The sequence below is a fragment of the Mesorhizobium sp. G2-6-1 genome, from assembly GCF_055809095.1.
The window spans coordinates 2,422,461-2,434,466 of the sequence record NZ_CM147896.1 but is presented as its reverse complement, the minus strand read 5'-3'; the positions used below and the strand labels follow the sequence as shown (position 1 = coordinate 2,434,466).

General features: G+C 53.0%; 13 protein-coding genes, 1 tRNA gene and 1 pseudogene. 6 read left to right on the top strand and 9 right to left on the bottom strand.

Features of this window, described 5'->3' with window-relative positions:
• Positions 1-22: 22 nt before the first annotated feature.
• Together hisN and AC0L7S_RS11740 are read right to left on the bottom strand one after the other, a co-directional pair.
• Positions 23-796: a histidinol-phosphatase gene (gene hisN, locus AC0L7S_RS11745; protein ID WP_473471093.1), complete on the bottom strand. Its 774-nt coding sequence runs from the start codon at positions 794-796 to the stop codon at positions 23-25.
• Between the two features lie 404 nt (positions 797-1,200).
• Entirely contained in the window at positions 1,201-2,115 is a 915-nt protein-coding gene (locus tag AC0L7S_RS11740; protein WP_473471091.1) for an N-formylglutamate amidohydrolase, read from the bottom strand.
• Positions 2,116-2,302: 187 nt separating this feature from the next.
• On the opposite strand from AC0L7S_RS11740, the gene cpdR reads away from it, so the two are divergent.
• Positions 2,303-2,665: a cell cycle two-component system response regulator CpdR gene (gene cpdR, locus AC0L7S_RS11735; protein WP_473471089.1), complete on the top strand. Its 363-nt coding sequence runs from the start codon at positions 2,303-2,305 to the stop codon at positions 2,663-2,665.
• Between the two features lie 114 nt (positions 2,666-2,779).
• Positions 2,780-2,854, top strand: a tRNA-Val gene (locus AC0L7S_RS11730).
• Here the strand turns inward: AC0L7S_RS11730 and AC0L7S_RS11725 are convergent.
• The 3 genes and pseudogenes from AC0L7S_RS11725 to AC0L7S_RS11715 all read right to left on the bottom strand — a co-directional run bounded on the left by AC0L7S_RS11725 (position 2,833) and on the right by AC0L7S_RS11715 (position 4,566).
• Positions 2,833-4,005, bottom strand: a complete 1,173-nt coding sequence (locus AC0L7S_RS11725) for a tyrosine-type recombinase/integrase (RefSeq protein ID WP_473471088.1) — start codon at positions 4,003-4,005, stop codon at positions 2,833-2,835. The two genes, AC0L7S_RS11730 and AC0L7S_RS11725, sit on opposite strands and share 22 nt — an antisense overlap.
• Positions 4,006-4,028: 23 nt before the next feature.
• Positions 4,029-4,217: pseudogene (locus AC0L7S_RS11720) on the bottom strand (helix-turn-helix domain-containing protein); the annotation flags it as partial.
• A gap of 196 nt (positions 4,218-4,413) precedes the next feature.
• Positions 4,414-4,566 carry an Arc family DNA-binding protein gene (locus AC0L7S_RS11715; protein WP_473471086.1) on the bottom strand — a complete coding sequence of 51 codons (153 nt, stop codon included), beginning with the start codon at positions 4,564-4,566 and terminating at the stop codon, positions 4,414-4,416.
• 110 nt (positions 4,567-4,676) lie between these two features.
• Here AC0L7S_RS11715 and AC0L7S_RS11710 point away from each other — a divergent pair, with 110 nt between their 5' ends.
• Entirely contained in the window at positions 4,677-4,925 is a 249-nt protein-coding gene (locus AC0L7S_RS11710; RefSeq protein ID WP_473471084.1) for an Arc family DNA-binding protein, read from the top strand.
• 439 nt (positions 4,926-5,364) lie between these two features.
• Positions 5,365-6,570: a reverse transcriptase domain-containing protein gene (locus tag AC0L7S_RS11705; protein WP_473471081.1), complete on the top strand. Its 1,206-nt coding sequence runs from the start codon at positions 5,365-5,367 to the stop codon at positions 6,568-6,570.
• 262 nt (positions 6,571-6,832) lie between these two features.
• Here the strand turns inward: AC0L7S_RS11705 and AC0L7S_RS11700 are convergent, their stop codons facing one another.
• The gene (locus tag AC0L7S_RS11700; protein WP_473471080.1) at positions 6,833-7,018 is read right to left on the bottom strand and encodes a hypothetical protein; all 186 of its coding nucleotides are present in this window, start codon (positions 7,016-7,018) and stop codon (positions 6,833-6,835) included.
• Here AC0L7S_RS11700 and AC0L7S_RS11695 point away from each other — a divergent pair, their 5' ends adjacent.
• Positions 7,019-7,462, top strand: a complete 444-nt coding sequence (locus AC0L7S_RS11695) for a hypothetical protein (RefSeq protein ID WP_473471078.1) — start codon at positions 7,019-7,021, stop codon at positions 7,460-7,462. It abuts the gene before it with no gap.
• A 292-nt stretch (positions 7,463-7,754) separates the two neighbouring features.
• Here the strand turns inward: AC0L7S_RS11695 and AC0L7S_RS11690 are convergent, their stop codons facing one another.
• The 3 genes from AC0L7S_RS11690 to AC0L7S_RS11680 all read right to left on the bottom strand — a co-directional run bounded on the left by AC0L7S_RS11690 (position 7,755) and on the right by AC0L7S_RS11680 (position 10,583).
• Positions 7,755-8,858 carry an FRG domain-containing protein gene (locus tag AC0L7S_RS11690; RefSeq protein WP_473471076.1) on the bottom strand — a complete coding sequence of 368 codons (1,104 nt, stop codon included), beginning with the start codon at positions 8,856-8,858 and terminating at the stop codon, positions 7,755-7,757.
• A gap of 305 nt (positions 8,859-9,163) precedes the next feature.
• Positions 9,164-9,928 carry an NYN domain-containing protein gene (locus tag AC0L7S_RS11685; RefSeq protein WP_473471074.1) on the bottom strand — a complete coding sequence of 255 codons (765 nt, stop codon included), beginning with the start codon at positions 9,926-9,928 and terminating at the stop codon, positions 9,164-9,166.
• A 340-nt stretch (positions 9,929-10,268) separates the two neighbouring features.
• A complete protein-coding gene (locus AC0L7S_RS11680; protein ID WP_473474273.1) occupies positions 10,269-10,583 on the bottom strand; it encodes a lysozyme inhibitor LprI family protein in 315 nt (104 codons plus the stop codon).
• Positions 10,584-11,107: 524 nt separating this feature from the next.
• On the opposite strand from AC0L7S_RS11680, the gene AC0L7S_RS11675 reads away from it, so the two are divergent.
• Entirely contained in the window at positions 11,108-12,001 is an 894-nt protein-coding gene (locus tag AC0L7S_RS11675) for a hypothetical protein (RefSeq protein WP_473471073.1), read from the top strand.
• Positions 12,002-12,006: the final 5 nt, after the last annotated feature.

Sequence of the window (12,006 nt, the reverse complement as noted above, 5' to 3'; positions counted from 1 at the left end):
GGCTCAAGACCACGTCAATCGGTCAGGCGTAGAGTGCAGCAAGTGCGGCAGCGTGCAGTTCAGGTGTAGCGGCAGCAAGAACGTCTCCACCATTTTCCGCCGGTCCACCGTCGAAAGTGGTGATTATCCCGCCTGCTTTTTCGATGATCGGAATCAAGGCGACAATGTCATAAGGTTTCAAACCCGGATCGGCGACAATATCGATATAACCGGCCGCGAGCATGGCAAATGCATAGCAATCAGTACCATAGCGAGCCAGCTGCACCTGCTGTTCCAGATGATCGTAGCGAGGTCGCATATCGCCTTTAAACAAGGCAGGCGTCGTCGTGAACAAAATCGCATCTGCAAGAGATGTTGTCTGGCGCACTGCAAGCCTGCGTGTCCCGCCCGGGCCTTCATAAAATGCCCCGGCCGAATTGGCAAAATAGAGTTCGTTGGTGAATGGCTGTGCCATCAGTCCCGCAATTGCATCGCCATCGACGGTGAGACCAACCAATGTTCCCCATACCGGAATACCTGAGATAAAGGCGCGCGTGCCATCTATCGGGTCGATCACCCAAACATGGCGACTATCCAGATTTTCGCTGCCATGTTCCTCACCCAGAATACCATGATCGGGAAATTCTCGACCGATCAGGTTGCGGATGGCGCGTTCAGCCTCCTGATCGGCTTCCGTGACTGGATCGAACCCCTTTGAAAGCTTGTTATCCACCGCTCCCTGGCTGCGGAAACGTGGCAGGGTTTCGGCTGCGGCCACATGAGCGATGCGCCGAATGAATTCGGTGGAAATATCCAATTTCGTCTCCCGAGAAGCACAGGCACATGGAAATTTCGTACCCGAACCAGCGTCATAGCAAAGCTGGCACAGGATTGCCACGCCCGCTTTATTTCTTGATTTGTCGCGGCAAACGCCTCCGCACGCTTGACATTTGTGCACCGCACAATAATCTCGTTCCCGGACAGGTTTTCCTGTCTATGCTCTTCTTGGGCATTTCCTCCCTAGACTCAAGACCGTGTCGTACAAACGATGCGGTCTTTTTTTGCCTGAAGCATGTCGCGCGTTGGCGGTTTCATTGCACGCGCTTCAAGCCCTTGTTTTCATGAATGTCGTTATGGGAAAAACCGCTGCACACTTTTGGGCAGCAGGCGGGCGCAAAAGCGGCACCGCTTTTTCTCATCTTACTCCGGCAGGTGATTGCATCACTCTGCGGCGAGTGGAAGATCGAGGAAATGATGATCGGGTATCGCCATGAGATCCGCGCAAAACAATCTCATATCGCAACCGAGCTTCTCGAAGCCCGACGACTTCTGGAGCGTTCGTTCATTCATATAGAGACCGCGATTGACCTCGATCTGGAGCGCATGAAGGTGGCGTACTGGGCGACCATAATGCTCGGTGATGAAACCTCCCGCATAAGGCTTGTTGTGCGCGACCGTATAGCCCATGCCTGAAAGTAGCCCTATGGCGGTTTCGGTCAACGCGCCGGAAGCCGAGGTGCCAAAACGGTCACCAATGATGAAATCGGGCCTGCATCCGTCATTTCCAACGCGAACACTGGCAGGCATTGAATGACAATCAATCAAGATTGCGTAGCCGAACTTGGCATGTGTTCTTGTCAGGAGAAGCTTGAGAGCTTCATGAAAAGGCTTGTATGCAACCTCGATGCGGGCAATCGCTTCGGACAGCGGCAGCCGCCCGGAATAAATATCAAGCCCTTCCCCCACCAGCTTCGGAACCGTACCGAGCCCTCCCGCCACCCGTGCCGAGCGGATATTGCAATAGGAAGGAACTGGTTCGCAAAACATGCGCGGATCAAGTTCCCACGGCTCTCGATTGGCATCGAGATAGGCGCGCGGAAAGTTCGCCGCCAATAGAGGCGCGCCCAGCATGACCGCTGAACCGAACAGTTCATCGACATAGCAATCCTCGGATCGCCGGATCACATTGCTATCCAGCCGTGTCATGGCAAGAAATCGCTCGGGATAGTAGCGTCCGCTATGTGGAGAACTGAAAATGAAAGGAACACGCTGCTCCGCAGACGAACGAATTTCAAAAGGCGGAACGCCTGAAAAATCCGCGGCTGGCGTCGTCAATGGAAACAACTTCTCGAGCATATGCTTACCATCACCGAAAAGTGCCATCTTGGATGAGGCATGTCCAGTATCACAGCGATCTAGCCCGCCTTCACTATGATCTTCCCATGCGGCGTTCACTTGATGTTTACCGGCGATACTACATATAGAGGATGGTTAACGGGATTGCCCGGCGGCAATCTTGAGCGGGTGATTCGGACGGGATACGATGGAACGCATTCTCCTAGCGGAAGACGACGACGACATGCGCCGCTTTCTGGTCAAGGCGCTCGAACGCGCCGGCTACCAGGTTAGCGACTTCGATAATGGTGCCAGTGCGTACGAGCGTTTGCGCGAAGAGCCATTCTCGTTGCTGCTGACCGACATTGTCATGCCCGAAATGGACGGAATCGAACTTGCCCGGCGCGCGACCGAGATCGACCCCGACCTGAAAGTCATGTTTATTACCGGTTTTGCAGCTGTTGCACTCAACCCGGATTCCAAGGCACCGAAAGATGCCAAGATCCTGTCGAAGCCTTTCCATCTGCGCGATCTTGTCAACGAAGTCGAAAAGATGCTTCAAGCTGCCTGACCGCTTCGCGCTGCAGTTTTAAACCTTTAGGACCAAGCACGATTTTCCGCACGTTCTTTGCGTCTGTCGCTATTGACGCGCTGGAACAAAAGTGGTGTATGCGCGGCGTTGGATGGGCGTGTAGCTCAGCGGGAGAGCACTGCATTGACATTGCAGGGGTCACAGGTTCAATCCCTGTCACGCCCACCATCCAAAGCTAATGAAATCACTGACTTTACGGCAACGGACGAAATTTGTTCGTCGGCGGACTGACACGCAACTGACACGCAGAGGTATTTTGGAACCGGCAAACGCAGGTCCAAATCAGCGAAATATGCATCTATCGCTTCCCTGCCCTTCGACAGGTAGTCTGGCGAATATTCAGCATAGGTTTCGGTGACACTCGGCCTACGATGGCCAAGCAAACCCTCTACCTCCCACGCTGGAACGCCTCGTTTCCTGAGTTCCACTGCCATTGTGTGGCGAAGACTATAGGGAGCGATTTCGATCGGTAGTCCAGCGGCTTCGACCACGGTCTTGAAGCCTTTTTTGATGCTTTTGATCGGGCTGCCGCGCCAATTAACGAACCTTTTCACATCACTCCGCACCAGAAAAGGACGTAGAGTGTCGGTGATCGGCACGATAGGTCGACGTTTTTTTGTCTGCCTTCGCCCTTTGGGGTTGAGATGAATATGATGGTCGGCATACTTCACCTGCGCTGGCGCAAGATCGAGGATCGCTTCCGGCCTCGCCAGCGTGTTCAATGCAATCATTGTGTAGACGTACAGGTGTGGCCAACGCTGGACGGTGGTCAGGAGCAACCGCATTTCGTCCTTGTCGAGGCGGTAATACTCCTCTGCATCCGACCTGTCTCGTTCGTCTATGATGAACGGCACGGACGTGATTTCCCCGTGCTTCCACGCCCTTCGGATGGCCGCACGCCCTATGGCCATGATCCGGCTCACGTAGCTGTTGCTGAAGCCCTTCACTTTCAACCAAACGATAAATTCCTCCTGCCGGGAAATTATCAGATCGCCAATGGTCGCTTCGGCCCAAAACTCAGTCCAGTAGCCAAGCGCATATTGCGCTGCTTCACTGGACCGCATGTCCTTGGCGTGACCCAGCCAATATCGGACAAGGACCGTCGCTACAGGCATGTCAACCGGGGCCTGGTCCTTGATCATGGCGTTCTTGGTGACGAACTCAGCTAGACGGATTTTGGCTTCTTGAAGGTCCTCTGTGCCAAGGCTAGCGCGCTTTGTTTGTCGGGCGCGGGTATCATACCAGCCTGCTTTGTAAACTGGGGAGTTGGGGTGCTTGACGAGGTAGTATTCCCCAATTTGGAACCGGTCTTCGGACATGGTTTTACGCTCTTGGACGCTACGTAGGAATGAAGGTCAGCGAGAGAGTAGCGAGCACGGCTACCGATCATGGCGTGACCAATGTTGCCACGTTTTCGCTCACGCTGGACGGTGAAGATGGAGACGCCGAGCCAGACCGCTGCTTGCTCTTCAGTCAGAAAATCCGACTTCGGCGTCGAAGTTTTATTCAAAGTTTTGACGAACTTCAGCATGACGTCAGTGCCATTTCACTAGATCCGTTAGATAGCCTCTCAGTCCCACCAAGCCGCTTCTGCACGAATTCAGAGCCATCACGTATTCCCTCGATCAGCTCTAGTGGCATATTGATATGGCCGGGTTGGCCCATATAAACGAGCCGCCTTAAAATTCCGGCACGTGCACGCGAGCCGCTTTCAACGGTTACCGACATCACACGATTTCGATCTGGACTTCGGCCTGTCTGGTCGCCTTCAGAAGAGCGAGAACTTCGCCATTGAGGGTTCGACTGTTATCCTTCGCGCGTTCTTTCAGCCACTGCTTGAGGTCGCGGGGAACGCGAACCTTAAGGTCATCCACGGGCATTTGATTTCTCCAGACGGGTATTTAAATACCCAATGAGGGTAGTATTTTTTGCTCTTTCCGTCAACCCCTTGTTGGGGTATATGGTACCCATGAGCGAAATAGCCCCCGACATGAAATTGCGCATCTCCGTCGAGCTTCGACAGAAAATCGAAAAAGCTTCCAAACGAAATGGGCGGACTATGAATGGCGAAATCAATATTCGCCTAGAAGCGTCGTTTGCCGCCGAAGACCCCGTTGTGGCTAAGTTGAAGGCGCATGATCGCGAATTAGCCCGCCTGCGTAAGAAGATAGCGGCATTGGAAATTCATGTGAACAATGGAGTGCCAAGTCTCGAGATCGATGACGATGACGATGAATAACTTTCGGAAAAAGTGAGCGACAGTGGAACTATGACTTTAGTGCTCGGCCTACACCTGAACGTGTTCGCCCCCTGTGCAATTAATTGCTATGGCTGGGTCAACAGTCCGGAACAAACACATCCGAGGCGGCACGGTAAAATTCACCACCGCATGTCTAACCAAAAGGCATTTATCGAGCAGCCGGAAATCACCCGTGGAAGGAGCGAACTGTGATGGCCCCTCATGTAGACCAGATCATGGAGGATATTCAACAAGCCATACGTGCCCACCTTGGGCGAGCAAAGAAGGCTGCGAAAACGGACCCTGCATCGGCGTTCTCAGTCATCGACATTAAGTCTATAAAAAAGCCTCGGCGGGATATGAGCGCCGCCTTAAGAGCCTTCATGTAGCAGTGACTTCGAAGGGTAAGTCTCAAGCAGCTGAAGCAAGAACCCGAATCTTGAATTCGTTCGACGCGAAATTTAACGCCGTAGTGCGTGCGACGCAGAAATATGGTGAACCAATATCGTTCGCTGAAATGGTAGCAATGGCCGAAGAGATCAGCCTCAGCAAAACGTACCATGAAACCGCTATCATCAAACCCATACCGTCGAAGCCGGGATCATGGAGGCCAATCAGCCTAACCGGCATACGCCGCAGAGCACAGCAACTTATTCTCCGTGACATTCTGCTCGTAATGATGGGCGATAGTCCGTTCGACAGCACGGTGGCGGGAGCTGGCGGAGAAGGCCAGCTGTTCAAAAACATCACAACAAAAATCGAGGAGGGCTACGAACACTGGATTAGCTTAGACATCAAAGACTTTTTCCCGTCCTTGCGACCGGCTCACCTGAAGGACTTTCCACTGCCAACGTGGATGATCGAGAACCTTGTGTTCCTTCCTTCAGAAGCCACGATCACGTTTGTCGATGCAAAGCATGGTCTTACTCTATCGGAGCAAGATTTCCTTAGCGGACACATTCACGATCTGCCTCACGGTCTTCCATATTGCGTGGAAAGCATCGGGGCGACACTCAAAAAGGTCCGGCAGGGGATCATGCAGGGCGACGTCTGTGCTCCACAAATTGCACGCACGTTTCTCGGACGGGAACTCCAGCGAACATTGGAGAAATGGGACTTGGTTTGGTTCAGCCATTTGGATGACCTCGCCATAGGTGCGCGCTCCCAATCGGAACTAACGACGTCCTTAGAGGCCCTGGCCTATCGGTTGAAAAACCACCCTGCCGGACCACTTGAGTTTCACGACCATGCAATTTCGACTTCTGTCGATGGTTTCGAAATTCTTGGATACCGAGTAAACAGACGAAACGACGACACCATCCACGTACGACCTGCGGGGAAACGGTTCAGACGACTACGTGAGCGGCTTTTCAACCGATGGAACTATTGCGATGCATTCACTAAGAAAGAATTGTTGTCTATCGGCATGGAGTACGCCAAAAATTGGTATGTGAGCCAACATGCCTGGACTAAGGTGATCCCCTTGCCAATGAAAACGAAATTTAGTGGCCCCAGTTGGGAGTATGTCTCTGGGGAAGTCCAAGCATGCCTCAAGGAATTTATAGCTAAAGAGTACCTCGACGACATCGGGGCGTGGGACTATCAGGTTGATTGCGACACACTCGACTTTTGCAACGCCACATAATCAATGGCGGTTGCTCGGAGCGCCGCCGTCACCTGCGAGACAAACTCGGCGCGGAACGGCTCTATGACGCTGCGAAAGTTCCACTTCGTTGCGTCTGCTGTTTGAACCAAGACAAGAGACTGGTAGTATTGCGCGATCAGGTCGACGGTGCCCGCGACGGGTCTTCCTTGCCCCGACAGTCGGCTTCTCCGCAACGCCCCGCAAGGGCCTTCTGATAATCGGTTATGAAGACTTCACTTTAGACCGGCCCCCGGTAGCCTGGTCATTGGCGTTCCGAGCCGATTGAAGTAGATACGCGGCTTGCCATGCCGGTCCCCGTAGCAATCGACGTATCGGGGGAGCTTATTGTCGGGCCAGTGTCTAGTACCTTCTTTTCCCACCAATCGGCAACGTCGGGTACTTCGGCTGTCGTCGGCTCGTTGATCCCAGCATACTTTTGGGTCATCATGTGGAACGTGCCGTCCGGGTGGAACTTCACGGTGACGGGTTCCAAGCCAACGGGCTGAAGTTCGACTACAGCATTTTGGAAGTGAAGGTATCGAAAGTCGATGCGGTCGTCGGGAGGGGTGAGTTGGTAACTTACGAAAGCAAATTCATTGGTGACTTTAAGCTGGGCGACAACATCGTCTATAACCTCAGTATTCTAAAAATGCTGTATACATTACGGGCCGAAGGAACGCCCGCCCGGAAGCGATACCTTTTAAAGCCGATCACGCTCTTGAACATCTCCATCATCGAGGCCCTTCTGTACGACTTCCATGCCCGGATCAAGAACAACACGCGGGAGGGTATGACGCTTCCGCAAAAGGTACTGGACGCGATCAGAGGCAAGCAAATTGACGAGTTCGAAAAGTACATCGCCAGCTCAAGGAAAATGACTTCTTCGATTTGAAAAGCACGATATTTTACGAAAAGCTGGACGAGTTGCGTAAGCTACGGAACCGCATCCACATTCAGAACACGAAGAACCATTTCGAGAAGGAAGACAAAGAAGCCTTTAGCGAAAACCGAATGATCCTTTCCGAGCAGGCTCTAGAAGAAGTCATAAATACGCTTGCGACAAAGCACGCCCGAAACCTCGACCACGTGCAGAAGTTCGAACTACCGTGGGACACTCACATGACATGACCGCACTGAAAGATGGGCTATGTTCGAGAAATAGCTGAGTTGCGTATTTGATGTCTTTAGGGGAACTGCCGTAATCTGAGTTCTTCACATGCTCCATCCAAGCCGGGGAATAGCGAACCGGCTGTGATGCCCATTAGGCGGAGTTCCTTCATCACGTTATCGCGATTTTCGTAAGGAAGATCAAAGACCTTGAGATACTGCTTTCCTAACTCGACTTCGCGACTATGAATATAGCCCTCGATGTCGTCGACGTTGGTGATGCTAGACAGGGCCTGCTGGGGTAGGGCACGTTCGTTTTCGATTGCCAAAGCCTCCAATATGGATAGGTGTGGCCTGACGAAGTGTACCCGCTGAAGTTGCCTCAGATCGCTAACCCATTGTCTGCGATCAAACATGATAATGCGCACTTTGTCGGACCGAGTAGCTTCATTGCGCAACTTCGAGAATGCAAAATAGGCGGCCACAAAAGGTGAATGTGTCCAGTCCAAAAGCGGTGTGGGATAGCCATGATGCTGAATAAGGTTCCAGAACGCCCCGTTCTGCATCGGCTCGCCCAAATTAAACAGATGTCGCGTTCTCGCCATCAGCGTCCTGTGAAGGATCGGAATATCCTCGTCTATGAACTGCAAGAGATTTTTGCGCTTGGTGCGATGGAAAGACGTCCGCAGCCTTGAAGGCAGTGATTGCCCCCTAAATATGTACCGGCCCGGTTCCAACTCGATAGCGAACTGTTTGAACTTGTCCCAGGAACGGACCTTGCGGTCTCCCCTATAGTCCGATGCTTTTCCGGCTTTGCTGCGCGGAAGTGTTGCCGTGCCAGACGTACCTATCGGTGTACGCCACGCGACGTTCAGGGATCGTGTCTTTAGGGCCAACGTAATTGTCGCTGTTTGGGGAAGCTGTTGATTGGGAAATAGCTGAGGTAGTTCATGCCTCGGAAGCAAATCCAGCGTGTAAGGGTGCAAGTAATCTAACACCACATCAAATGTCTGGACCGCATTTAAGTCCGTAGTGCGAAATGAGGTCAAGACGCTTGGAAAGCCTTGCGTGTCGTCAAAGGCATACGCGGAGCCTCGCACGTGATCGCCATAGTGATCGGCGTCGATCATCATGATGCCGTTATTTGTTCCGCTAAACGGTCCTAGCCATTGTCCATCCACTGCCAGCCCTCCCACCGCCAGAAGCTTCGCCTATTTCGCCGAAAGGTGCAATCTTACCCGTTGCAGCGGGTCGCCTTCTGCATGATCTGAGCCTGCTTGGTGAGCGCCTGCGACGGTGAGCGGGGAAGGTTTCCGGTTTGTGCCGATGCAAGGTCCGGGCCGCCATCTGACTAGCCAGCATGGCTTCCTGCCGGAGACTGGCGGGCCAGATGACATTGAGGGCATGCTTGATGCAAAGACGGAGTGGCATTTTGGATGACCCCGGCGAGCCAAAATAGGGCTCTATAAGAGAAGGTTCTCGGAGGTTAGGAAGTCTGCCTTGTCTTCGACACTGATCGCCCGGAGGGCTTCGATGTCACCCTGATGCGCATAGTTCCGCCCTCAGGATGGTCGATTTCGAACTCATTCGTCTTTCGCACGAGGTCGCCTAATTTACGCGAGCCGAAGGTACGCGGGTCGAAATCGGAGACGAGATTGGCAAGTTGATTGCCGACTACGCCGAGCGACACCCAACCATCCTCGCTTTCCATCTGCGCAATTACTCTTTTGATAATCGCCGCTGCTGCGCTTGTTGGCTGGAGAGGCGCGGCCGATTGAGGCTCATCAGCCCCCTTGGTCGGGATAGCTGCGAGTAAATTTTCTGTATAAACGAACCGACGACACGCCTGTCGGAAACTCTCGGGGGTCTTTTGCTCGCCGAAACCATACACATCGACGCCCTGTTCGCGAATACGTGCAGCGAGCCGGGTGAAGTCGCTGTCGGACGACACGAGGCAAAACCCACCGAACCGACCGCTGTGCAGAAGATCCATCGCGTCAATCACTAATGTGATGTCGGAAGCGTTCTTGCCCGTAGTGTAGGCGAATTGCTGCTGCGGGATGATGGCGTGCTTCGAAAGAATATCCGCCCAGCCTTTTGAGCGGGTACTTGAGAAGTCACCATAGATGCGTCGAACGCTGGCTTCTCCGATCTTAGCTATTTCCTCGAACAACCCATCGGCTATCTTTGCAGAAGCATTGTCGGCGTCAATCAGGACTGCGAGGCGCGGGGAACGTGGTATAGTTGGCATTGGCAGTTCACTCGAGAGTATGATTAGAATTTGAAATCGGGTCGAGCTGAAGCTGCACCCAACTCCTGCTCGATGCATCCTTGGAGAATAGCATACGTGCCGCCGATGGAGGCCGCTACTTGATCGCAATAAGCCTTTGTTTTTGCTGGAAGCCCTGACCAATCCGCCTTCAATCGGTTATAGGCGTCTTGTTCTTGTTTTATGCAACCGTTGTATATCATCTCCGATCCCCCGACGGTGTCGGCAACTGTCACACAGTATCGCGGCGGGTCGTAACGAGGAACATCGTCAGCAAACGCGCAAGCAGGCCAACAAGCCAAAGTGATGCAAATTAGCTTTCTCATGGGCCTGTCCGCGGGCAGTCTACGTCACCGTTGCAAGTGAGTTGATATGTAAGTCGATCAGCTTGTTCGCTCGTGAGGCGAACAAGACATCTTGCTAGTACGGAAGGGTACATAGAACCCTGTTCGACTGACATTGCCTCGTACTTGCACCATGCGTCACGAAAGGCAATCCACGACCTTTGAGCGTATTTGATGCGTTTCTTGCCTTCATGCGATAGTTCGCTACGCAATCGGTCGTAGACAGCTTGGATTGATCCATTCGCTTTATCTACATCGGCAGAACTGCATTGGTTCATGCCCGTTTGGGTCATATTGTCCGCGCAGCCGCTTTGTGCAGATGCAAATACTGGACATAGAAGTGTCGCCGCGATGATCGTGATCAAAAGTGCTTTCATGAGCTTCATTATCCACGCACCACATCAATCGATCGTAAACAAGTGATTTCGGTCAAGCTACATCGTCTTGAGAAGGGAAACACCGCCCTCATCATCGAGTCATGCATTCGGCTGTTCGAGCAGAATGGCGTCTATACTGGCAAGTGCGGCAACATCGAATGGCTGCTAGGGTGAGACATTGATGAGTGGTTTCTTGAGCCGACAGCTTTTCGTTTGGCGCGGCCAGCTATGACGACGAGCGTCCTGCCCAGCTAACGGTGTGGGCCAGCTGGCCTTGCATGTGGGAAGATGAACGGCTCCGCGTCCCGAGATTGATGACAGATAATGTATATTGACCAAATTGAGTTGCTGTCGATCCGATTGAATAATGCGCGTTCTGGTTGAAATTAATTCCCGATTAACCATACCTGTCTACGATGATCAGCAGATAGGGGTTGGTCATGAGAAAAATTTACACGGTAAGCATATCGGCTGCAGCACTGTTTTCTGCGGGAGTGACATGGGCGGTAGCCGCCGATATGGATAGGGTGCTTTTTGAGCCTCCGGTGCGATACAACCCTGCGGCTGAAAACGCACCCTCGGGGAGCGAAACGATCTCGGGTTTCGCCGAAGGCAGCTTTGGCTACGGCAAACTGAACAACTTTGACCTTCACGGCACAACATGGGCCTTGCGCGGGACAACTAACGTTCAGATGGACACGAACTGGAATATCCAGATCGACGGCTCATATAGTAGAACTTCTGTCAAGAATGTGGACACTAACGCGCTTGTCGGTGCTGCGCACGCCTACTATCGCGTTCCTGACGCATATGCGGTTGGTGCATTCGTTCAAGCATCCCGGTTTGGCTCCACTGTGCTAGACGTCCTCGCCAGTGTAGGCGCTGATAGCTACGCCACAGATGTCGTCGGTGGTGGTGAAGCGGCAATCTACACGGACGTCGCCACCCTTTATGGGCAAATTGGCTTTGGTCGAGCATCCTACACTGGGTTCAACGCCAATCATCTTGTCGGCAAGATCGGCACGAGACTTTACGCTACCGATAATCTCCGGTTCGACGTAGAGGGAAGCCTCAACCGTTTCAGCGCCCAAGGCGGGAACGTAAACGTCTATTCCATTTCTGGTATCGGCAATTACCGTTTCGAACAGATGCCTGTCTCTGTTTTTGCAGGCTATCGGTATGACCGTGGCACGGCGGAAATCGGCGGGACGACGCTCGGCAGCCAAGATGCACATAGTTTCCTCGCGGGCCTGCGCTTCCACTTTGGATCGGGCAGCTTGAAGGACGAGGAACGCAAAGGGCCGCTCTGGTCGCCCGTGGCGCTAAACCTCTGACGGAA